Genomic DNA, 21,513 nt, shown 5'->3' with positions numbered 1-21,513 from the left:
ACTTCCTATCTGTTTTACCCAAGGCAGCTTAAGGCTGCCCGGATTACGCGATCTTCAATCAAGGCATGCTGGGCCGCGTCGGGAAACTCCGCGCGGTTGCGGTTGACCAGTACACCTAGCACGGCGGCGGCACTTAGGCCAAAGGTTGCACACTGTGTAAAAAGAGTCGCGACTTCCATCTCAAAGGACAGAACGCACAATTCTTTCATTTCTTGCAATTGAGCGGCGATTTCGCGATGGACCCAGCCTTTTTTGTAGGAGTCATTTCGGTTCTGACCCTGATAGAAGGTGTCACTCGAGGCGCAAATGCCAAGATGGTAAGGGTATTGATGGCGTTCAATGCCTTGCACCAGTTTCTGCACCAGGCGAAAATCGGCCACCGCAGGATAGGCCAGAGGCGCCAGATGCCTCGATGCGCCATCAAGTCTGACAGCCGCCGTGGGAACGATCACGTCAGCGGGATTGATGGCATCCTGCAGGGCCCCCGTCGTTCCAATCCGCACAAATCGTTTGATACCCAACATGGCCAGTTCCTCGACGCAAATGGCCGTGGACGGCCCGCCAATCCCGGTAGAGCAGACCAGGACCTGTTGGCCTTTCAACTCACCGCGCATGGAACGATATTCACGATGGTTGGCTAAATCCTTGGCATTTTCGAGATATCCGGCAATTTTCGGGACGCGACCGGGATCGCCGGGAAGGAAGGCGATGTCGATATTCTGCAGCTGATCCCTGTCGAGACCAAGGTGAAACACTTTGCCATTCATGCTGGGCTCCTGGTGAAAACAAAAGGCTATCATAGCCTGCAGCACGGGCAAAAAAAAGCCCCCGAACCAAAGTCCGGGGGCGCAGATGCGTATTCACTTCAATCGTTCAGCCTGCTGCTTCAAAGGCAAGCTGGCCATCCTTGAGCCTGATCTTCAGAGCATCCCCAGGTTTAATGGTCCCGGCGATGATTTGACGAGCGACCTTATTTTCCACTTCCTTTTGAATATAACGCTTCAAAGGCCGTGCCCCATAGATGGGATCATAGGCGGCTTTGGCGATAAACTCGCTGGCCTCGGGCGAGATATCGAGACGAATGCTCTGCTCTTCCAAACGTTTTTTCAGCTCGCCCACCATGATCTCGACGATTTTGATGACCTGCTGCATCTGCAGAGGTTTGAACAGAACAATATCATCGACCCGGTTCAAGAACTCAGGACGGAACGCCGCCTTCAGATCCGCATGAACCCTTTGCACTGCCGATTCCTTCAGGTGGCCATCGGACTGGATGCCTTCAATCAGAGCCTGGGATCCGATATTGCTCGTCATGATGATGATCGTATTTTTAAAGTTCACCTTACGCCCCTGATTGTCAGTCAAATGACCGTCATCAAGCAGCTGCAGCAGAATGTTAAACACTTCCGGGTGCGCTTTTTCAATCTCATCAAACAGCACCACCGAGTAAGGCTTCCGACGCACGGCTTCCGTGAGCTGACCGCCCTGATCATAACCCACGTAACCGGGAGGGGCTCCGATCAGTCGGGACACCGCATGCTTTTCCATGTACTCAGACATATCGATGCGGATCAGGTTTTCAGCCGTATCGAACATCTGCTGGGTCAAAGTCTTGGCCAGCTCGGTTTTACCCACACCGGTCGGACCCAGGAAAATAAACGAACCAATAGGACGTTTAGGATCCTTGATATGAGCCCGGGCCCGGATGATGGCATCCGTAACAGCCTGCACCGCTTCTTCCTGACCGACAACGCGCTTATGCAGGGCATCATCCAGATGCAGAAGCTTTTCGCGTTCGCCTTCGACCAATTTTTCCAAGGGAATGCCCGTCCAGCGGCTGATGACCTGGGCCACCTCAGCTTCCGAAACTTCTTCACGCAGAAGAGTCGTGCTGCGTTTGCCGCGGGCTTCCTCTTCGGCCCCTTTCAGACGCCGTTCCGTTTCAGGAATCATACCGTGACGCAACTGTGCGGCCTTATCGAGATCGTAGTTGCGTTCGGCCTGCTGCAGCTGGATACCCAAAGTTTCCAGTTCACGACGGATATCCTGCACCCGCCTGATCTGACTCTTTTCATGCTCGTACTGATCTTCAAGGAATTTGGTTTCCTTGCGCAGGTCCTGCAGTTCCATCTGCAAAGCTTCCAGACGTTTCTTACTGCCGGCATCCTTTTCTTTTTTCAACGCCGCTTCCTCGATCTCGAGGCGCATGAGGTTACGACGCTTTTTGTCGAGTTCCTCGGGTACACTGTCGATTTCCGTGCGAATCATCGCGCCGCATTCGTCGATCAAATCGATCGCCTTGTCCGGCAGGAACCGATCGGTGATATAACGATCGGACAGCATGGCAGCAGCCACCAGGGCGTTATCCTGAATGCGGATACCATGGTAAACTTCGAAGCGCTCCTTGAGACCGCGCAGAATCGAAATCGTATCCTCAACTGAGGGCTGATCGACCATAACGGGCTGGAAGCGACGTTCCAAAGCGGCGTCGGATTCAATATACTTGCGATACTCGTCCAGCGTGGTGGCACCGATACAGTGCAGCTCACCGCGAGCCAGCATCGGTTTTAACATGTTGCCTGCATCCATCGAACCTTCGGCTTTGCCAGCACCGACGATGGTATGAATCTCGTCAATAAAGAGGATGATACGGCCTTCGCTGGCTTTGACTTCGTTCAAAACCGCTTTCAATCGCTCTTCAAATTCACCCCGGTACTTGGCACCGGCGATCAATGAGCCCATATCCAAGGAGAAAATGCTGCGGTCCTTGAGGCCTTCCGGAACATCACCTCGCACTATCCTTTGCGCCAGACCTTCCGCAATCGCTGTTTTACCCACACCAGGCTCACCGATGAGCACGGGGTTGTTCTTGGTTTTACGGCTCAGAATACGAATGACGCGCGCAATCTCCTGATCGCGGCCGATGACCGGATCCAGTTTGCCAATTCGTGCCGACGCCACGAGGTCAATCCCATACTGATTCAAAGCATCATACGTGGCTTCCGGATTGGAGCTGGTCACCCGTTGATTGCCTCGCAGATCCGTCAGGGCTTGAAGAAAACGTTGCTCGGTCAGGTTGAATTCCCGCAAAATACGGCCAGCGGGAGTTTGATCCCCGGTTCGCACGATTTCCAGAAAGACGTGCTCCACCGAAACGTAATCATCTTTCAGTTTTTTAGCCGTCTGCTCGGACCTGGCAAGCAGGGCGGATAAGGCTTGCGCGATGAATATTTTTTCCGGATCAAAGCCGGATCCCGACACACGGGGCTTTTTTTGGATTTCCTGATCGACCATGTGAGCCAGGCGATCCAGTGGAATGTCCAACTTATTGATTATTTTGGGAATAATTCCATTATCTTGAGCCAAAAGGGCTTTCAGAAGGTGCTCTGCATCAACGGCGCTGTGCCCTTGCGCTATAGCAAAATTCTGAGCCTCTTTAATGGCTTGCTGAGTCCGCTCGGTGAAACGATTGAAGTCCATAATGTGGCTCCTTCCTGCCTCTGTTCAGAGAGAAACTTGAGTCCTCTCTGGAGTTTGTCAAGGGAACCACAGCCATTTTACAGGGCCTTGATGCCGGTGGCTTCGAATTCATAGAAGATCTTGTCTGCTTTGACGGCATCGATCGCCTGGGCTGATTCTCCGGCATCTTTCAGCAAATGCTTCTGGTCCGACACGCTGCGCACCTTTTTGGTCAGCAGGCCTTCGGCCAACGCAGTCTTGTCTTTGAGTTTGTTGGTGACGACGAAGCTATGATTCTTGAAAAAAACGCGCACCTGTTCGCCGCCGTCTTCCAGCGTCATCCAGCAGCCTTCTTTTTCACAAACTTTTTTTACGGTCCCTTTGACCAGAACAGGTGTGGCCGATCCTTCCTTATACTCAGCCACAACGGATTTGAGAGGACGGGCCGAGCTTTCGGCGAGAGTCAGTTTGCCGAAATTTTCCGCGGCATGGGCCATGGAAAAAGACAGAACGAGACTGAATGGAAGAATAATTTTTTTCATGAAGTGCATCCTTGCTACAGCTAAGCGTGACGAAAGCGCCCAGTTTAGCTGTAGAAGGCGGAGGATTCAAGGGTTGATCGCTGGCCTGGTACCATCACTGCAGGGATCTTTGATAAAGGATCTTGACCTGACTGGTATGCAGTGTCCCATCCTTGGCTTTCGCCGTGACTTTGACCAGATGGGGATAGACCTCATTGCCTTTACCGAGCAGGACAAAAGGCTGAGTCTCAAACACCCAGGCTTTGGCATTGGCCGGATCCTGAGTAAAGCTCAGAACCTTAAGCTCGGCTTCCGGTTCATAAGGCTCGATGGTGAGTGACGCTTTGATCTGCGCCGGATCAAAACTCGCCGCCTGCTCCTTGCCGACTTCAACAGCCAGCTGAGCCGCAGAATCCACGCGGACCACACGTTCAGGGGCGCCGATCGTTTGGACGAGGTTATCAAAACCTTGCTTGTCTTCCTGCAAACCGGACTGTTTGTACTGCAGGAAAAAGGCGTTAAAATAAAGGTTTTCGATCGTCTTAAGTTTCGTCGCAGCGTTCTTGCCTGCGGTGACCGGATCACCCCCGCCCGCGGTTGGGCGACCATCCGTGATGAAGTACACAGCTTTGCGACCCTTCACATCCCGCAGGAATTCATAAGCCTTATTGAAGGCCGCAGCATAGTTGGTCGCACCGCCGACCTTGGGGGCGGGGACGGCCATCTCCTGGGCGGCAAACGACTGATCGGGCGGTATATAGCTACAGAAATTATTCAGCTTGCTGGCTTCCGCGAGCCTTGTCGTCCGAAATGTTTCGGCATCGGCAGGGGCGGTCGTATGGGAATCCACGATATCACTGGCAAAGGTCACTGTTCCGACATTCACCTTGTCACCGGCTTTGAACTTGGCCAGGATCGCTTCCACAGCTTGCAGGCGTCCACAGCTCTTGACGGCCCCCACCATGGCCCGTGGGTCGTTGCCGGTCGCCGGTTGAAAGGTCATATTATTCTGGTCGGGCGTATTCGGTCCCATCGATCCGGAAAAGTCGATGATAAAAAGAACGGTCAGATTATCTGAAACACTTGGACAAAACCGACCTTTGACATTCATCACAACACGCGCATCATTCTGAACCTTAACATCAGCCTTCTCGTCCGGCGAGACGCGCATGGTTTTATCCGAGGTGGCTTCGCAGCTCAGGTCCGAGGGAGTTTCGACCAACGTCGACACCCCGGTTGTGGGCCCACCGCTATCTTTGGTATCGACGTTTTCCGGTAGTTTGGAAACATCCAAGGGCGTTTCATCAAAGGCCAAAGAAGGGGGCGTGTTGGTAACGGTTGCGGAGCCGCCTTTGAATTTACTACCTCCGCAGTGAACCATAAACAAACTCAAGAGCAGCGTGGAAATTGGGCCTATCGCGTTCATGTGCATCTCTCTTCTCAAAGGGTATCTGCTACAGCAGGTGCTTGGCTGGCATTGTGCAAAACATGTTCCAGGAAAATCGCCTGGAATATTCAGCGTCTGATGCCACAGACGTAAGGATCTTGCGCGCTCCCTGTCCATGAAAAAGACGGTTGTCCGCCAAGCTTGATGATGCCGATCCTGACCCCTGGTGCGTTTTGTAAGGATCTCAACCTTCTGAAACCACAGGGCTATATTTTTAAAAGTCCGTCCCACCAGGAAAAAAATTCACCTTTCGCAAACTCAGGTCCGATAGAATCGTAGCTTTTATGCAAGCTAAATTGGGGGGACCAATGGACTTTTTAACGAGACGCACGCTCTGCGGCGTGCTCTTGCTCATAGGCGCGTGCCGTTCGGGGACCGAAAGCATGCGAGGCAAGGCTCATATCAATGCCGTTCCGGTGAAGCCGGACGAGCCCATCAAGAACACCGAAGATGCCGAGATCCAACCCGCTGATCCCAATCAGGCGCCCATTGTCTTTGACAACTCATCGGTGGAGCCCCTGACTCTTGCGGCTGAAGCAGACCAGAGCGGGCTACCGGCCGGCTTTTTCGACGAGATTTTCGCCGTGCACAAGGTGGACGGGAATCGAACCATTCTCTTCGGAAAAAACAAGCAGTCGTGGCTCCTCGATGAAAGCAAGCAAGGCCTTCTTACGCGACTGACACTCGACATCACACCTCCTACGGGAACGAGCCTTTATGTGCTGGAGAACCGGAACTTCTGGATCATCGGCAAAAACAGCGTTGCCTTCCCTTCGACCGTACCATCCAAGGATCCAGGGCAATTGACTCTGATTAATCTGGCGCCTGATCTTTTAAAAGATTCTGCCGAGGCTCCGCGGGTTCTCTATGCCGGACCGCAGCGATTGATCCTGGCCAATGAAAAAAGAGCCAATATCGTCGTTCTGGAAGGTGACAAGGCCCGTTTGATTGCTCTCGATTTTCCCAAAATGGGCAATACGCCGCTGCCCATCGCGGCGGCTGGTTTGATGGAAGGTACGGAAGCCTTTTGGTTTTTGTCCGCGGAGCGTTTGCTGCTCCTTAAGAAAAATGAAGAAGGTCGCTGGCGTTGGGTGATCAGTAAATTCAAGGTGGATGGCGGGGCTGTGCCGGCCCTGGACGCATCGCACGTGGCTATGGTCCTATCCGCATCGAATGACCGGAGCTTTTCGTATGTTGGCCGCACCTTTGAAATGGTCGGCGGTAAACTTTTTGAGCAAAATCCCATTAAACTCAGTGTGGATATTAAAGCCGATCCAGCGATGGATCCCCTCTTTATCCAGGGCGTACAGCCGCTCTTAAAAAATTACTGCAGCCCTTGTCATGCCGGTTACGAAGAGTTCGCGACCCTCAAGCCCAAGGCCGCTGCCTATAGGCGGTTGATCGCCGATGGTTCGATGCCCTCGAATCTGGCCCTGACCGCGGCTCAGATCAAAACTCTCACTGATTATATGACCAAAGTGATGGCCATGCCCTGAAGGTGGCTTGTTTGACGACACCAAACCAGGACCCAATCCGTTGAATTCATGGAAAAGAGACCGAGGCACTAAGCTTGCAAAAGCCGCCTCGGTCTTGTTTTTTCTGATCTTTCAATCGGAGTTCCTGATGTTGCCGAAGTTGCTGTTGTCCTGCCTGGCCTTGTTCATGACCTCCCAGGCTCTTGCCCATACCTTGGATTTGGGTGTGAATGTGCGTCGGTCTTCCGTCAATGATGTTGACTGGAAGGGCGTGGAATATGGTTTTTCTTATCTCTTTGATATCAATGATGCGCTTTCGGTTGGCCCCTATCTGACCAGCACGAGTTGGGATATTACCAACGACGCCATGCATACAAACGCAACAGGGGATCACCGCGAATTTGGTCCTGAGATTCGCTTCTTTGCGCCGATGGAAACCCTGAATTTTCTGGCTGGGGCCTCGTACTCCTTGGTCTCGAAGGGAACTGCGGAAACAGATGCCGGCATGACCGCTGACCTGAGCGTGGTCGGTCTGCGCTTTAAAATCGGTTTGGGTATTCCCTTTGATAGCGGCGTGGATATGAACGTCTTTTTTATCAAGGGTGTCCAGGCCGTGGTGGTGGAAGACCAGACGGATAAAGCCACTGAAACCTTGGATGACCTTGCCTTCGGCATGAGTCTGTCCTTTTAAGCCGTTTTTGGTTATTTTGCAAAAACCTTGTTCGCTCGTGGGATCCGCTCTATCATGAATCAATCCAAATTGAGCATGCGGAGCCAGACGTGCGAAGTCTTTACCTCGGACTCTTCATCAGTTTGCTGGGACCCTTGAGCTGCAAAACCGTTCGGCCCATACCGGCCGAGCTGAGTTCCTTGCAGACCAATTGCCAGGAACCGATTGCCCTGCAAGCGTATCTGAAGCCCGACAGCAGCTGCACGGCGGATGGCTTTTATGTGAGTCCTGAGGATGCCCGCAAACGCGACCTCTCGCCCTGGATCCCTTGCAATGATGTGGAATGGGTGGATGACACCCAGGACCTCTTTGGCCCCGGTGCGGGCAATGATCCCGATACTCTGGAATTATCCACCTATCGCCGCATCTTTCGCGACTGGTTGGGGACTGCCGATCGTTTCACAGCCGATAAAGCCAGCAAGGTCTTTCAGAATTTCGCCCAGCCACTGCCCTTTAACCAGGATAATCCGATTCTGGAAAGCGCCATGGCCCGTGCCGTCAAGGACCTCATTCGCGACGCCCAGCATAACATCGTGATGGACATCTTTCTGCTGGGTGGCAGCTGGGGCGCCGATATTCTGCATGACCTCGGCGCCGCGGCGGATCGGGGTGTGGAAGTGGTGATCCTGCATGACAACATCTCCAAGTTTTCGCTCGGTCACGAGATGGATCCTCTGTGGCAAGCCGCGCAGCAGTATTCACTCAAACATCCTAAATTCGTGGTGATGGATGCTCACATCAAAACACCCCAAAGGGCTTCGTCCCTGCCGCAGGGCGTGGATAAGCTGGGTGGTGTCCTATCCAGCCTTATGGATATGACCGCGGCTCCGGACGGTCGGGGGGACCATAGCAAGATCCTGATTGTGGATGGGCTTTATCCCAAATCACCGGATGATTATTTAAATTTAAAACCACGCGCTCTGGTGACCTCGAGGAATTTTGTGGATACCGCCGCCTCCTTGAATCATGACGAAGGTGTGATCATTCGCGGGCCGGCCGCTGTGGTCATGCTTCTGCATTATCAGTCCGATATTTTCTGGGCCTGGGATCAGGCGAAAAAAGCCAAACGTCTGAATGCCGATGATGAAACTCTTTTGCAAAGCATCCACGGTCGCCTCGAAAATCTGCGTCGCACGCCAACTCTGGTGAAGGGGCAGGGCTGGGTCAGCGTGCAACCGGTCCAGGTGAGTGCCAATGATGAAATTCGCAATCTCGATACCAGCATCATGCCACGCATCATGGCAGCGGAAAGCAGTATTGATATTTATGATCGTGTGGCCTTCAACTGGCCCTTGGCGATGGCGCTAAAGGAAGCCATGGCCCGTGGTGTGAAGGTGCGGGTGATTCTGGATCAGCAAAACAGCACCAGCGCTCTCGGTAATGCGACGCTGCCTTATATGATGGTGGAAGCGCCTCGGCGTCTCGTCGATGGACGGGAAACCAAACAGCTGCTGGGCGAGTCGGGCCAAGTGATCCAGGAAGCCGATCTGCCGATTAAATGGTTTCTGCCTTTCCGTCCGGTCAAGGTGTTTGGCAGCAAGGATCGCAGTGACCTGGCTCAGGAGCTTCATGCGAAGACGATCATCATCGATGGCCGCCTCGCTCTTTTTGGAAGTGCCAATCTTGATTCTTTGAGCTGGGCCGGCGGCTTTCGTGAATATTCCGTTTGGGTTGATGATCCGGCTTTGGCTTCAGAATCCGCGCGACTCTTCGATCGGCTGTGGCATCATCCTTTCCTGACGATCAGTCATAAGGTTTGGATGGGGGCCGAGGCGCCGTCGGCTGAAGTTGTGCAGTATATGAAAGGCCGCAGTGATGCAGCGTCTTGTGATCCGAAGTCGGAACTGTGCCGGCCGGAAATGATTCTGCAGGGCGGGACCATATTTCCTGAAAAAAATCCGCAGCGTGATGCCATCAAAAATGTACTGGCAGCGGAAGCGGATCGCGTACGCCTGTTGATTCCAGCCAAGGTTCTGCAGGACGACCGGGGTCGTCCGCAGTGCCGTAAACTGTGATTACATCGGAGCATTGGGGTCGATAGGTTTATTCTGCAGAATGCCTTCGATCACATCCAAGACCTTGTCGTCCATCCGGGTCACTAGCTCCGTAGCCTTCAGGGTTTCCATCAACTGCTCCGGACGTGAGGCTCCCAGAATCACCGAGCTGACGTTACGATTCTTCAAGCAGAATGCGATGGCCATCTGGGCCATGCTCATCCCCAGCTCGCGCGTGAGTTTTTCCAACTCGCGCACTTTCATCAGACGCATCTGACCTTCCGGTGATTCGAGCTCTCCCCGTAACCATTCATAACCTTTCAAGGTCATCCGCGACTCGGGTGGAATGCCGACGTTATACTTGCCACTTAAAATGCCCGAAGCCAACGGTGACCAGATCGTGGCGCCGTAACCCAGCTCCGAGAATACGCGGGCATATTCCGCCTCAAAGCGTTCCCGATGAAACATATTATACTGCGGCTGTTCCATGGTCGGAGGCGTCAGGTGAAATTCACGGGCGATCCCATGCGCTTCGAAAATCTGCTGGGCGCTCCATTCGGAGGTTCCCCAGTAAAGGACCTTGCCCTGCATGATCAGCTCGTGCATGGCACGCACGGTTTCTTCAACGGGTGTCGTCGGATCCGGGCGATGGCAGTAGTAAAGGTCGAGATAGTCAACACCCAGACGCTTGAGCGCGGCATCACAGGCATCGCGGACGTGCTTACGGCTCAGGCCGCGTTGCGTGGCTTTTTGTCCGCCCCAAAAAACTTTGGAGGACACAATATAGGAATCTCGACCCCAATTGGTATCACGCAGGACCTTGCCCATGATAACCTCGGCCTGGCCACTGGCATAGGCTTCAGCATTATCAAAAAAATTCACTCCGGCATCATAGGCCAGGGTCATCAGGTTTTTCGCTTTGTCATAATCCACCTGATTATGAAAAGTCACCCAGGAACCCAGGGATAATTCGCTGACTTTAAGGCCGGATTTTCCCAAACGACGATACTGCATACAGTGTTTCCCTTGTGAAGCTTCAAATATTGTACGGTGATTTGATGATCACCAGTTTTTCGCGGCTGAGTTCCATCATGCTGGGCAGAATACCGCCCACACCCAAACCGGATTCCTTGCGGCCGCCAAAAGGCATCCAATCGGCGCGAAAGGCCGTGTGGTCATTGATTAACACCGTGCTGGCGTCGACCTGCTGCACAAACTGCAAAGCCTTGGCCATATTCTGCGTGAAAATTGCCGCTTGAAAGGCAAAGCGACTCTGGTTGATGCGATCCACGCATTCATCCAAGTGATCATAGGCATAGAGTCCAAGGCCGGGACCGAACAGTTCATCTTTATAAAATGAGCTGCTGGAGGGTGCGCCTTCCACAAGAGCCGGACGCAGGCAGCCGGGACTCAAGCGTTCCCCACCGCAAAGTAAACGACCCCCGGCCGTCACCGCCTGGTCGATCCATTGCGCCACGCGGTCCGCTGCCTCGGGTTGAATCATGGGGCCGACATCCGTTTGGGGATCCATCGGATCACCGGTTCGCAATTTTTGGAGGGCGGCGATCAGTTGCTCGCGACAGGCATCCAGACGCTGTCTTTGAACAAAGACATTTTGCACGGAAACGCAGACCTGACCCGCATGATAGGTGCCACCTTTGACGATCAATGGAATGGCGGCTTCCAGATCGGCGTCCTCGGTGACGACCAAAGGCGCAGTGCCGCCGTGCTCAAGGATGGCAATGGAACCTCTTGCCAGCTGCCGCTGTAAGGTCCAACCCACAGCCGCCGAACCAATAAAGGACACCACCGCGACCCGCGGATCGGCCGCGAGTTTTTCGGTGAGTGCATCCTCGGTGAGGAGCCTCTGGCACCAAAAGGCAGGCAGGCCGCAGTCCACCAGCAGCTGATGAAACCTCTGACAGGTCAAAGGCGTTTTGGACGAGGGCTTGATCAAAACCGGGCAACCCACAGCCAGCGCTGGAATCACCTGATGGACGATCAGGTTCAAAGGATGATTGAACGCGCTGATGGCCAGCACCAGACCGCGCGGTTCCCGTTTGGTCATGGCCCAGCGTTCACTCGTGGCCGCACTCAGGCCCATGGGAATTTCGGTGCCATGCCATTCGTAAAGCGCAGCGATGGTTGCCTGGATCGACTGGATGGCCCGCATCGCTTCGACCCTCGCATCCTGCAAGGGTTTGCCGCCTTCCAGGGCGATCAGCTTTGCGTATTCTTCGCTGTCTTTGCTCAGGGCGCTGGCCACGGTTTGCAGAAACGCCAGGCGTTTGTCCTTGGGCCAGCTTTGGGGCTTGCGGCTTAAGCGGTACGCGGCGTCGACCCGTTTTTCCACATCCGCTTCCTGATCGTAAGGAAGCATGGCCAGGACCTTCTGATCAAAGGGGGATCGTACGCTGCATTCTTTCATAAGCTCGCTCCTTTTTCAGCCCGTAGAATAGGTTCGTCCGTCTGTCTCATGCAATATGTTAGGCTGGCGTCGATCTGCCCGCCGTTTTTTGCTAAAATGAGTCCATGCCAATGAGGAAAAAACGATGGACGAGCTCGTCAGCTATAAACCAGGTGATATAATTTTCAAACAGGGCGATGAAAGTAAATCCATGCTGATGATCAAAGAAGGCAGCGTGGAAGTGTACAAGGACACGCCGCAGGGTGAAGTGATCCTGACCGTGCAAAACGCGGGCGAGGTGGTCGGCGTTTTGAGTTTCTTCAGCCACGGCCGCCGCCTGGCGACCGCCCGTGCGCGGACTCATGTCGAAGGCCAGATGATTGAACGCCGGGACGGACCGGCGGACCCCTTGGCGAAACTGCCGAAATGGGTGCAGATCGTCCTCAAGGAATTTTCCCAGCGCCTGGGTCAGATGAACGATCAGTTCGCCAGGACCTATCAGGAAAAAAATGAACTGATGGATCATGTGCTGGATCCGCTGCTGATCTCGACCCAGATGGCGGATTGCATGGCGGAACTCGGGCCCTTCAAGGCCAAAAAATTCCCCGACGGCCGCGACATGATCGTGCTCGATGATATGCTGACTCTGATTCAAAGCTGTCTGGGATACGAGCGTGAGCAGCTCACCCGGGTCGTGGATGTCTTTAAAAACAGTGGCCTGATGAAAGTGGAAATCGAGCAGGATCATGGAAAGGAAGTTCTGGCCTTGACCGGCGCGCTTCGTCTCAAATGGTATTCGGAATTCGTTCACACCGCCAAGTCTGGGAAAACACGTCGCCTCGTGCAGTCGTCCATCCCGTTCAAACAGCGGCGCGTGCTCTTCGGACTCTGCACCTATGTGCAGAAATCCGGTGGCGACATCACCAAGAATTTTAGCATCGACCTTGCGGACCTGGCGGAAAAGTTTGAACCCTTGATCAAGCTTCCGTTGGATCAGACCAGCATTGAAACAGCCGAAAAACTGGGGCTGCTGCAGTTGAAACGAGCCGGTGAGAAGGTGACTCTGACCTTTCAACCCACGATGCTGTCACGTACTCTGATCGTTCTCAATACCATCAAGCGCCTCCGATCGGATCCCAATGCGGATTTCGAAGCCGAAGACGAGAAACAGGCGTCGTGACGGCCGGACGGAAATCCCGTTTGACTTCGGCCAGGGCCTCGCTTTTAATGGTCCTATCGCTGAAGAAAGACGATAGCCGGAAGGATGGAAGGCCACGGTCTTCCGAACATCCCAAGGTTGAGGTTTGATCTCTTGGTTTTGTGGGCCTGCCGAACGCAGGCCCAAATTTTTATCCGGTCAGCAGGAGGCGTCGGTCACCGGCTCGCACTCGCGGAACAGGATTTCTATGTCCTTCTGGTAGAGCATGATCTCACCGGCTTCGGTCGCTTCCACTTCAAATACGCCATAGCCCGGCAGATAAATGTTGGTCACGATCCCTTCTTCCAAAAGCTTGCTGATACGAGCCATATCCGCACTGCAGAGCACCAGTGTGGTGATCTGGGCCTGATCGTTTTTCACAAACTCAAAGGTCTGGACCATGATGAGAATGCCGGTCTCGCCATTGCGGGCCAGACCCGGACTGGTGGTGAACCATAGGGTTGTCATCAGGGCAAACATGGCAGAACGCATCAACTGACTCCTGTAAGGGACGCTCGGTCATAAGTGTTGACCATAATGTCTATAAAGACGGGTATGGCACCCTGGTTCTGTGAGGCTTCTTTCAAACGGTCGCTTTTTTTAGCGAACTCACTGACCAGTTCGATCAGCTCCTTATACGCCGACAGACTCAATGAGGCGGAAAGGTGGGCGAGACGTGCGAACTGGGAACCGACAAGGGACTTATCGTAGTAGTCAGCATCCTTTTTGATTTGATGCAGGATGTCATCAGCGTTCATGATAAAAGACCCGCGTGACGGATGGCTCACGCGGTTGTTGCGGTCTTCGAAGAGAAACTTGTCTTCCAGCATTTCATCCAGCGCGGTCACACCACGCTCGCCCAGGATGCGAAACACGTCCTTGCGGGTCGTGCCGTGGGCTGTCAGCGCCATCTTCAAGATATAATTATGGGGATCCTTGAAGCGATACATGCGCAGCTTGAAGTGATCAAGCCCAGGTTCCTCGGCCGGCTGACTTTGCGCCTCTTTCAGCAGGGCGCCCAGGGCCGGGTAATGACTTTGCAAAAACTGCAGGCGTTGAGCTTGCGGCATCACCACCAGAATCAGCGATAGAATCGTTTCATCCCGAACATCATTCGCCTCGTTTTGCAGAATGCGGCGGATCGTCGAATAACTCACGCCGGTCTTGTTCGAGATCGATTGAATGCTGAGATTCTTATGATTGTCCAAATAGCTGGCGAGTGCTGTTTGAAGCTCCGCCAAAAGCGTTTTGGATGCCATCGCAACGACTCCTTTTACGGGGTGCGAAACCGACCTTTGGCCAGGATCCTGGATAAAAACCTGCAGCGCATGCGCGTGAGGTTCGCATCGGACAGGAACATTCCATTTAAACTTTGATCAATTAAAACAATCCAGGTCGTCTTTGTCACGCGAAAATTTATGGATTCTATTTGACTCGATTCCACGCAAGGGTGCCAGCGGTTTTCATCGATTTCCTATCAAGTCAAAAATAAGAAAGACGCCTGAAGCGAGGAAGGCTTCAAGGCGTCCAGCTGAATTCATGGAATTTTCGAGCCTTCACGGCCTGAAGGAAGGATTGTCCTGCACTTTCTTCAGCATTTGAAAATGATCGCGCAAGAGGCCATCAAGATCGAAGTAACGTGCCGGCTGCAGATACGAGTTCATCACGGCCGCACTTTTTCCGCTCGTGTGACCTGAGAAATCGTGCAGGCAATGTCCAAGTTCGTGGTAGACCATCACCTTCAAGGTCACATCATCCACCAGCGTCGTCCCCACCTTGCCTTCGGCATTCGGCTTCAAGAGCTCCACAAAGCGAAGTCCGTGGCGCCTTTGGCAATGACACAGGATGGTGGCATCAGGCGAATTCTTAATATCAATGTGGTCGGTCCACATCAGCCCCTTGAACTCCTGCAGGGTTTCATCAGGAATGCCGACACCAGCCGCTGCGGCGTCGCTCACATAAGAGTCAAAGTATCCCTGCAGCTCGGAATCCATATGAAGATTGGATGGAGGCGCATACGAGGTCGAGTCGTAGTTGACTCTACGCTCACCGCAACTCACGAGGACGAGCGTCAGCCATAGGGGAAGAAGAAAGCAGGTCGAGGGTCTCAGCAACAGCATAAGGTAACTCAGCTTGGAGGTTTGGGGGCTCCCGAGAGCCCTTGCTGATTGCCTTATAGGGGGTACGCTATTTGGTGTCAATACGGCGCGCGGAGTATTTTTAAGGTCTCGAATTGATTGAGGATTAGCCATAATTTTGGCTAATCCCTGAGAATCTTATCAGCAGCAAGACTGATACCAGCCCTAACCCTTGACCGAACCGACGGTCAGGCCCGAGACGACATATTTCGAGGAATAGAGGAACAAAGCCATGCTTGGGAGAGCGATCACCACCGATCCCGCTGCAAACAGTCCCCAGCGGGCGTCGTAACTGCCACTAAATTCCATGAGACCCAAGGTCCAGGGGCGCAGCGCTACGTCATCGATCAGGGTGGAGGCGAGCAGGAATTCGCTCCAGGCATAGGTGAAAGCAAACAGGAAAGCTATCGCCAGGGCTGGGGTGGACAAGGGCAGGAGGATGCGAAAGAAAGCGGACGCGGCCGTGCAGCCATCGACGCGAGCGGCTTCCTCCAAACTTTTAGGCACCGTTTCAAAATAGCCTTTCAAAACCATGATGGAGAAAGGCAAAGTTGTAACCGACATGGCAATGACCAGGCCGGCATAGGTGTTCCCCAGATTCAGACTTTTGATCACGAGATAGACGGGAATAATCATAAGAGGCGCCGGTATCATCTGGGTCATGAACATGAAACCCGAGGCGAAGCGTTTGCCAGGAAACTCAAAACGAGCAAAGGCATAGGCTGCCGTCGCCGCCAAAAAAACCCCAATAAGAGAGGCTGAGATGGAAATGATGAGGCTGTTGTAGATCCACTGCAAAAAAAGATGCCGGGAGAACAGGTCGGTATAATTCGAATACCACGACCGCGTTGTGCCTTGTGCCGACGCTTCGTCCAGTTCTGCGAACGGATCATCGGCGGCTGGCGCCGTAGCTTCGGTGGGAGCGGTTAGTGTCCCCGTTGCCGCAGCTTCCGTGGTCGTCGTTTCCGTGGTCGTCGTTCCCGTGGTCGTCGTTCCCGCAGCTGACGTTCCCGTGACTGCAGGTTCCGTGGCCATAGTCCCCGCAGCTGGTTTTTCCGCGGTGGGGCTGCGACCGCGCACGGCGTCGATCAGATCCTTGGGCAGAATCGCGTCCGTGATAAAGGTTATATAGTCGAGCGGCGTGGCCTCGCCGCGCGGGGGAAAATTCTGAGCCGACATGGAACTGACCGTATCGGTATTGCGAAACGATATGGCGACGACTCGAAAAATCGGGAACGTGGAAATCGCGCAGGCAATCAGAAGAACAGCGTGCACAAAAGCCAGTTTAGGCAGGGAACTTGTGGCAATACGGCTCATGATCAAATCCTCGACGAACTGAGGTTGGTGCTCGATGCCAAAGGCGCCTCTTTGGTTCTTGATTTCGGCTGAGGCTTGATCTCCTCGGGCTTTTTATCCGCAGTCAAACGCAGCTGGAGCCACGTCAGGAAACACAGAATGGCAAAGATCACGAAGGAATAAGCGGCGGCGAAGCCGTAACGATAGTAGGTAAAGCTTTGTTTATAGAGGTCGGTGACCAGAATATCCGCCCCTTCATAACGCCCTTGATCGGTCATAAGGTAAATGACATTCAAATTGTTAAAGGTCCAGATGGCTCCAAGCAGGGAAGCTGGGACCAGCACGGGTTTGAGAAGGGGCAGGGTGATGTGACGAAATCGGCTGAGCGTACGTGCGCCGTCAATGGCGGCGGCTTCGTAGACGCTTTTGGGAATCGATTGCAGGGCTCCCAAAGAGTTGATCATCATAAAGGGAATGCCGAGCCAGATATTCACAATGCAGGCGGCGGTGAAAAGGGCGGAAGGATCTGTAAACCAGCTGCGCGTTTGAAAGCCTACCCAGGTCAGCGGCTCGATCAAGCGTCCCCCTATTTCGAAGGACACCAGCTGGTTCGTCACGTTGATGAACTGGTTGATAAAGCCGACGCTTTCGTTGAAGTCTGAACGCCAAACCAGAACCGCGATCAACTGAGGGATCACCCAGGGAAGAGTCAGGATGGCGCGGTAAATGCCCATACCGCGCATGCCCGGAGTATTCAAGCACAGGGCCAGGCCAAGGCCGAGACCCACGTGGAAGACTACATTCACAAGCGTCCATAAGATAGTGCGACCGAGGACCACGACAAAGGATTGCCCGGTGGCGCGGTCACGAAAGACTTCAAAGTAATTATCGAGACCCAAGGGGCCGGCGAGCGGTGCTTCGCCTTGTTGGATCCAACCGGAAAAAGTTTTCAGACTCAGATCATGAAACGATAAATAGAATTCATAGAGCAGGGGATAGAGGAAAAGCAGGGCAATGCCCAGGGCGGCAGGAGCCAGGAAATAAGCGGCCGCCACATAGCGGCCTTTCAAACGGTATCTAAAGTAAAGGGCGACCAGAATAGGCAGGGTCGTGGCAAAGCCCGCCGTCATCCACGAGGCTCCTGCGGCCCTGAAAAAAACCCCAAGGCTGATGCCGAACAAAATTTTGATTGGCAGATAGAGCTTGAAGCTCCAGACCTTGTAGTTGATTAACATGTATCCAAACGCTGCTCCCAGAAGCAGCAGCAGAATACCGCCGAGCTTCAGCAGCTCCAGGATCGCAGGCATCGTCGACAAATTCATTCCGGTTCCCCTCCCAGGACTCGATCGATTCCAGAAGTCAGCCGGCCTTGGCCGGCATTGCTGCGCTGGTATCCGGTTTTTTGCCTGGCGTTTGTTGAATGCCTTTCAAAGCTTCATCAGCTGCTCTTTGGCCGGTTTTCACAGCCTGAGCCACCGTTTCCTTGCCAGAAAGAGCCCGTTGAACCATGATGCGCATACCATCCCACGCCGCGCGCATTTCCACCTGAGGTGGCATAGGGCGCGCGTTGGCGGCGGCCTGGGCCGAGGCGTTCAGGATTGCATTGTTTTTCACGCTAGCATCAGCCCGCGCTTCAATGGTGGCCGGAATTTTATTCAATTTGGTGGCCACACGCTGCTGCACCTGCTTGCTGCTCAGGTACTGAAGAAATTTTCGCGTGGCATCAAGTTCCTTGCCCTTGGTGCTGGCATTCACGTAAAGAAAGAGACCGCCAAGCATAGGAGCCATGGGCTTGCCCGTTTCCGTGATGACCGGCAGTGGCGCGATCCCGAGCTTGTCGCCGAGTTTTTCAGCATAGGTCGACAGCTCCCAGTCACCGCTGATGTGAAACAGCGCGTTGCCGCTCAAAAACAGAGACTTGGCACAGTCGACGTTACATTCCTTGGGCAGGATCTTTTCCTTATCCTTCAGATCCACCAGAAACTGCAAAGCCTTTTGCATTTCGGGGGTATCGATCGTGACCTTGACATCCTTGCCGTTCACCTGAAGGGGCGAGCCGCCAAAGCCGTGCAGAAAGCTCACAAACCAGAAGGGCTCGGATTGGAAAAAGGCGAGGCCGTATTTATTTTGCTTTTCATTGGTAAACGCTTTGGCCTGATCAATCAGATCCTTGGTGGTGGCTGGCGGGTTTTTTACTAAATCCTTGTTGTAGTAAAGGATCAGGTGATTGCCTTCATTCAGCGGCAGCCCCCAGGTTTTGCCGTCGATCCGAGTCATGTCGAGAGATTTGCTGTTGAACATGTCGGCTTTAAACATGCCATCAACGGGTTGAATCACCCCGGCGGTGGCAAAGACGCCGGCAATGTCGTTGGGGCCGGACACGATATCAGCACCATCACCCGTCACGGATGAGCGCAGAAACTTGGTGCGCAGCTCCTCATTTTCATAATGCTGCCGGATGACCTGAATATTCGGATTGGACTTTTGAAACACGGCAATCCATTTATCGATTTCAGCGCCGGTCTCGGGTGGGCTTTGTTCCCAGAAATTGATTTTCACAGGAGCTGCCTGGACAGCTCCAGCCGTCAAAGCAAAGAAAGCCAGAGCGCTCGGGATCAAGTTGTTCCGCTTCATGAATACACCTCTTTGGGAAGTTGTTGTATAGCGAGAGCAAACATGGCATGCGACCAGGTCAAGGGCATGACCCACGAGGGGCGGCCCGTTTTAGGATCCACCTGCTCGGGCAATTGGCCTTCAGCAGGCACGTGCTGCAAAGTCCATTGCCAGGCAGTCTTCGCAATCTGCCATTGTTTTTCCTTGGGTCCGGTTTCATCGGCGTGTTGGTAAGCTGCAGCCAGGGCGAGCCAGATCGTGGTCAAAATCCAGGGATTGCCATCCCGATAATGATCCGCCTCATAGCGTCCCAGGCCACCGGCATCCGCGCGCCAGAGTCTTTGCATCACGACATCGAGCAGTTCGTTATAAGCTGTTCGATGTTGTTTCAGATCCAGAACTTCATAAGGATAAACCGCAGCCACCTGCGAAATATCCACAACATAATCCTGTTCCAAAGAATAAATAGGCCGTCCCGCAGGGGAACGATGCATATGCAGTTTTTCGCCCTGGTCTTCAATGAGGCTGCGCTGGTAAGGGGACACGCGACGCAGAACCGTGCGGGCAAAACGGTTCTTCTGGATAAAACGTTCCGAGTTACAGAGGGCGATCAATTCCCGGGTTCGCGTTTCCCAGGCCGGAGGAACCGACCATTTCATATAAGAATAAAGATCCACCGCAGCCTTGAGGCCAGCGGCCATGGCGGCCACACTATAAGAGTGCACGCCCTCGCGTTCCTCCCAAAGATCAAAACCTGGAATGGGCAGGTTCGGGTCCAAAGGATGACGGCTGCTGCTGAGCCAATTCGCAGCCTTGTCCACCATGGGCCGCAACTCTTCGGCCAGAGCTTTGTTTTCAGCCAGCTTCACATGCTGCCAGAAACCAAACACCACACTCGCGGTCTCGTCCGGCTGCAGAAGACCCCAGCTGGCGCCGAGATTGCCGTTCATATCATGCCGATGCAAAAAGCTGCCGTCGGCGCTCTGGCAGGACTGCATATAGCGATAGAAGCTGGCGGATTCCTCGAACATCCCGCAGACGTCCATGGCATATGAAATAAACCCGGCGTCACGACCCCAGCAGAAGGCGTAGCCACCACAGTGGTTCAGCTCATAATGAAATTCCGGAGCTGCGATGATTCCGCCGCCTGGATCCTGCATCTGCTTCAGCGTTAAGAGGGTACGTTGATACTGCTTTTGCTGAGGAGCGGGCACATGCGCCGGTGCCTTTTTCAAATTCCGCAACCAACCCTGATCCACCTCACGGACGGAACGCAGCGCTTCCTCGATCGGTTGCATCGGCTCCATGAGCTGATCCAAATTTTCTGTTAAACGGAAGCGCACTTCAAAGCTATTCTCCAAGGGTGCATGCCAGGCGATGACGCCATCAGTGCGACCCAGCGAGGCCAGGGCATTGGGTTCCAGTGGCAGCCATGATGAAGCGCTTTTGTGTGAGCCGGCATGGGACATGCCCACCAGTTCATCACGGGTCCAAAGGCTGCGAAGGATATCGGCAAAACGATGGGCGGTGCGAGCGCCATGCTGCCAGTCACCGCATTCGGCAAAGGCTATGGGCAAACTTTGATCGGCCTGCCAGGCCTGGAGTGCGAAGCATACCGGTCCACGATAGGAGGCGAGGGCACGGGCAGGCTCATAAAATAAAGTGGACTGAAACTGTTGCCCGGCACCGATCTCCGGTTCGAACCAGTACACCAGATAAGCTTCATACTGAGCACTGTTCAGGCCAGAGAGCTGCCAGTATTCGCGGAGCGCATCCCCTTCCACGCAGGCATGAATGCGGAGCTTCAGAGGAAGTTCACCGGTGGCCTGGAATTCCTGCTGATAAATATCAGCATCATGTTCCAGTGTGCTGGATGTTTGTTGCCATTCATGCAGGACAATTTTCGGCTGAATTTGATGGGCCAGACCCAGGGCCTGCTCCTTCCAGAGTGCGCTCACTTCCGGATCGCCGCCCGGAAAGGCAAGCACGTGCAGACGCGGCCGCATATCAAGCAAGGTTTTTGGGCGCACGATCAAGGCCGAATGCAGACGTTTGGTCAGAAGATTCAAGGCGTCGCGCTGCGGTCCGAAGAAAATGCTCGGTCGACAGCCGGCGGTGGATTCCCCTGAGTATTTGAGATCGACGCTCGGATCCAGATTGGTTCCATAGCCGCAGAGCAAATGATCACGAGCAAGCGTCAAGCGAAGCATGAATATCCTCATGGATGGTCAAAGG

The 21,513-nt window shown here is 53.8% G+C and carries 17 protein-coding genes; 4 read left to right on the top strand and 13 right to left on the bottom strand.

The annotated features are described in order from the left end of the window. Positions 1–14 precede the first annotated feature (14 nt). The 4 genes from udp to VE954_RS11655 all read right to left on the bottom strand — a co-directional run bounded on the left by udp (position 15) and on the right by VE954_RS11655 (position 5,406). On the bottom strand, positions 15–767 hold the full coding sequence (udp, locus tag VE954_RS11670; protein ID WP_324952850.1) for a uridine phosphorylase: 753 nt from the start codon (positions 765–767) through the stop codon (positions 15–17). 106 nt (positions 768–873) lie between these two features. Further along, positions 874–3,480 (bottom strand): ATP-dependent chaperone ClpB, encoded by a 2,607-nt coding sequence (gene clpB, locus VE954_RS11665; RefSeq protein ID WP_324952847.1) that lies wholly within the window; start codon positions 3,478–3,480, stop codon positions 874–876. A 77-nt stretch (positions 3,481–3,557) separates the two neighbouring features. Next, positions 3,558–4,001, bottom strand: a complete 444-nt coding sequence (locus tag VE954_RS11660) for a DUF4920 domain-containing protein (RefSeq protein ID WP_324952846.1) — start codon at positions 3,999–4,001, stop codon at positions 3,558–3,560. Positions 4,002–4,095: 94 nt separating this feature from the next. Further along, positions 4,096–5,406, bottom strand: coding sequence for a vWA domain-containing protein (locus VE954_RS11655; RefSeq protein ID WP_324952844.1), 1,311 nt, complete (start codon positions 5,404–5,406; stop codon positions 4,096–4,098). 329 nt (positions 5,407–5,735) lie between these two features. On the opposite strand from VE954_RS11655, the gene VE954_RS11650 reads away from it, so the two are divergent. The 3 genes from VE954_RS11650 (at position 5,736) to VE954_RS11640 (ending at position 9,647) form a co-directional block, all read left to right on the top strand. Next, on the top strand, positions 5,736–6,923 hold the full coding sequence (locus tag VE954_RS11650; protein ID WP_324952842.1) for a hypothetical protein: 1,188 nt from the start codon (positions 5,736–5,738) through the stop codon (positions 6,921–6,923). A gap of 127 nt (positions 6,924–7,050) precedes the next feature. Continuing rightward, a complete protein-coding gene (locus tag VE954_RS11645; protein WP_324952840.1) occupies positions 7,051–7,593 on the top strand; it encodes a hypothetical protein in 543 nt (180 codons plus the stop codon). Between the two features lie 89 nt (positions 7,594–7,682). Further along, on the top strand, positions 7,683–9,647 hold the full coding sequence (locus VE954_RS11640; RefSeq protein WP_324952838.1) for a phosphatidylserine/phosphatidylglycerophosphate/cardiolipin synthase family protein: 1,965 nt from the start codon (positions 7,683–7,685) through the stop codon (positions 9,645–9,647). Here the strand turns inward: VE954_RS11640 and VE954_RS11635 are convergent, their stop codons facing one another. Both VE954_RS11635 and VE954_RS11630 read right to left on the bottom strand, forming a co-directional pair. Beyond that, complete coding sequence (locus VE954_RS11635; RefSeq protein WP_324952836.1) at positions 9,648–10,640, bottom strand: aldo/keto reductase; 993 nt, start codon at positions 10,638–10,640, stop codon at positions 9,648–9,650. It abuts the gene before it with no gap. 22 nt (positions 10,641–10,662) lie between these two features. Continuing rightward, entirely contained in the window at positions 10,663–12,054 is a 1,392-nt protein-coding gene (locus tag VE954_RS11630) for an aldehyde dehydrogenase family protein (RefSeq protein ID WP_324952834.1), read from the bottom strand. Between the two features lie 124 nt (positions 12,055–12,178). Here VE954_RS11630 and VE954_RS11625 point away from each other — a divergent pair, with 124 nt between their 5' ends. Further along, the gene (locus tag VE954_RS11625) at positions 12,179–13,213 is read left to right on the top strand and encodes a cyclic nucleotide-binding domain-containing protein (RefSeq protein WP_324952832.1); all 1,035 of its coding nucleotides are present in this window, start codon (positions 12,179–12,181) and stop codon (positions 13,211–13,213) included. 177 nt (positions 13,214–13,390) lie between these two features. Here VE954_RS11625 and VE954_RS11620 read toward each other — a convergent pair whose 3' ends face one another. From VE954_RS11620 to VE954_RS11590, 7 genes are all read right to left on the bottom strand, one after another. Further along, entirely contained in the window at positions 13,391–13,723 is a 333-nt protein-coding gene (locus tag VE954_RS11620; RefSeq protein ID WP_324952831.1) for a hypothetical protein, read from the bottom strand. After that, complete coding sequence (locus VE954_RS11615; RefSeq protein WP_324952830.1) at positions 13,723–14,490, bottom strand: hypothetical protein; 768 nt, start codon at positions 14,488–14,490, stop codon at positions 13,723–13,725. Before VE954_RS11615 ends, VE954_RS11620 begins: the two co-directional genes overlap by 1 nt. 297 nt (positions 14,491–14,787) lie before the next feature. After that, the gene (locus tag VE954_RS11610; RefSeq protein WP_324952828.1) at positions 14,788–15,351 is read right to left on the bottom strand and encodes a hypothetical protein; all 564 of its coding nucleotides are present in this window, start codon (positions 15,349–15,351) and stop codon (positions 14,788–14,790) included. A 183-nt stretch (positions 15,352–15,534) separates the two neighbouring features. Continuing rightward, positions 15,535–16,686: a carbohydrate ABC transporter permease gene (locus VE954_RS11605; RefSeq protein ID WP_324952826.1), complete on the bottom strand. Its 1,152-nt coding sequence runs from the start codon at positions 16,684–16,686 to the stop codon at positions 15,535–15,537. A gap of 2 nt (positions 16,687–16,688) precedes the next feature. Continuing rightward, positions 16,689–17,987: a sugar ABC transporter permease gene (locus VE954_RS11600; protein ID WP_324952824.1), complete on the bottom strand. Its 1,299-nt coding sequence runs from the start codon at positions 17,985–17,987 to the stop codon at positions 16,689–16,691. Positions 17,988–18,024: 37 nt separating this feature from the next. Further along, on the bottom strand, positions 18,025–19,299 hold the full coding sequence (locus VE954_RS11595; RefSeq protein WP_324952822.1) for a sugar ABC transporter substrate-binding protein: 1,275 nt from the start codon (positions 19,297–19,299) through the stop codon (positions 18,025–18,027). Beyond that, complete coding sequence (locus VE954_RS11590; RefSeq protein ID WP_324952820.1) at positions 19,296–21,488, bottom strand: glycoside hydrolase family 15 protein; 2,193 nt, start codon at positions 21,486–21,488, stop codon at positions 19,296–19,298. The genes VE954_RS11595 and VE954_RS11590 overlap by 4 nt, the downstream gene beginning before the upstream one ends. Between the last annotated feature and the right edge of the window lie 25 nt (positions 21,489–21,513).

Source organism: Oligoflexus sp. (assembly GCF_035638955.1).
In the GTDB taxonomy this organism is placed as follows: domain Bacteria; phylum Bdellovibrionota_B; class Oligoflexia; order Oligoflexales; family Oligoflexaceae; genus Oligoflexus.
This window is presented reverse-complemented; position numbering and strand designations above follow the sequence as displayed.

What these genes read in the sequence shown, in the direction of transcription:
- VE954_RS11650 (WP_324952842.1), top strand. Translation starts at nt 5,736, where the DNA reads ATGGACTTTTTAACGAGACGCACGCTCTGCGGCGTGCTCTTGCTCATA.
- VE954_RS11655 (WP_324952844.1), bottom strand. Translation starts at nt 5,406, where the DNA reads ATGAACGCGATAGGCCCAATTTCCACGCTGCTCTTGAGTTTGTTTATG.
- VE954_RS11590 (WP_324952820.1), bottom strand. Translation starts at nt 21,488, where the DNA reads ATGCTTCGCTTGACGCTTGCTCGTGATCATTTGCTCTGCGGCTATGGA.
- udp (WP_324952850.1), bottom strand. Translation starts at nt 767, where the DNA reads ATGAATGGCAAAGTGTTTCACCTTGGTCTCGACAGGGATCAGCTGCAG.
- VE954_RS11630 (WP_324952834.1), bottom strand. Translation starts at nt 12,054, where the DNA reads ATGAAAGAATGCAGCGTACGATCCCCCTTTGATCAGAAGGTCCTGGCC.
- VE954_RS11645 (WP_324952840.1), top strand. Translation starts at nt 7,051, where the DNA reads ATGTTGCCGAAGTTGCTGTTGTCCTGCCTGGCCTTGTTCATGACCTCC.
- VE954_RS11635 (WP_324952836.1), bottom strand. Translation starts at nt 10,640, where the DNA reads ATGCAGTATCGTCGTTTGGGAAAATCCGGCCTTAAAGTCAGCGAATTA.
- VE954_RS11615 (WP_324952830.1), bottom strand. Translation starts at nt 14,490, where the DNA reads ATGGCATCCAAAACGCTTTTGGCGGAGCTTCAAACAGCACTCGCCAGC.
- VE954_RS11620 (WP_324952831.1), bottom strand. Translation starts at nt 13,723, where the DNA reads ATGCGTTCTGCCATGTTTGCCCTGATGACAACCCTATGGTTCACCACC.
- VE954_RS11600 (WP_324952824.1), bottom strand. Translation starts at nt 17,987, where the DNA reads ATGAATTTGTCGACGATGCCTGCGATCCTGGAGCTGCTGAAGCTCGGC.
- VE954_RS11595 (WP_324952822.1), bottom strand. Translation starts at nt 19,299, where the DNA reads ATGAAGCGGAACAACTTGATCCCGAGCGCTCTGGCTTTCTTTGCTTTG.
- VE954_RS11610 (WP_324952828.1), bottom strand. Translation starts at nt 15,351, where the DNA reads ATGCTGTTGCTGAGACCCTCGACCTGCTTTCTTCTTCCCCTATGGCTG.
- clpB (WP_324952847.1), bottom strand. Translation starts at nt 3,480, where the DNA reads ATGGACTTCAATCGTTTCACCGAGCGGACTCAGCAAGCCATTAAAGAG.
- VE954_RS11605 (WP_324952826.1), bottom strand. Translation starts at nt 16,686, where the DNA reads ATGAGCCGTATTGCCACAAGTTCCCTGCCTAAACTGGCTTTTGTGCAC.
- VE954_RS11660 (WP_324952846.1), bottom strand. Translation starts at nt 4,001, where the DNA reads ATGAAAAAAATTATTCTTCCATTCAGTCTCGTTCTGTCTTTTTCCATG.
- VE954_RS11625 (WP_324952832.1), top strand. Translation starts at nt 12,179, where the DNA reads ATGGACGAGCTCGTCAGCTATAAACCAGGTGATATAATTTTCAAACAG.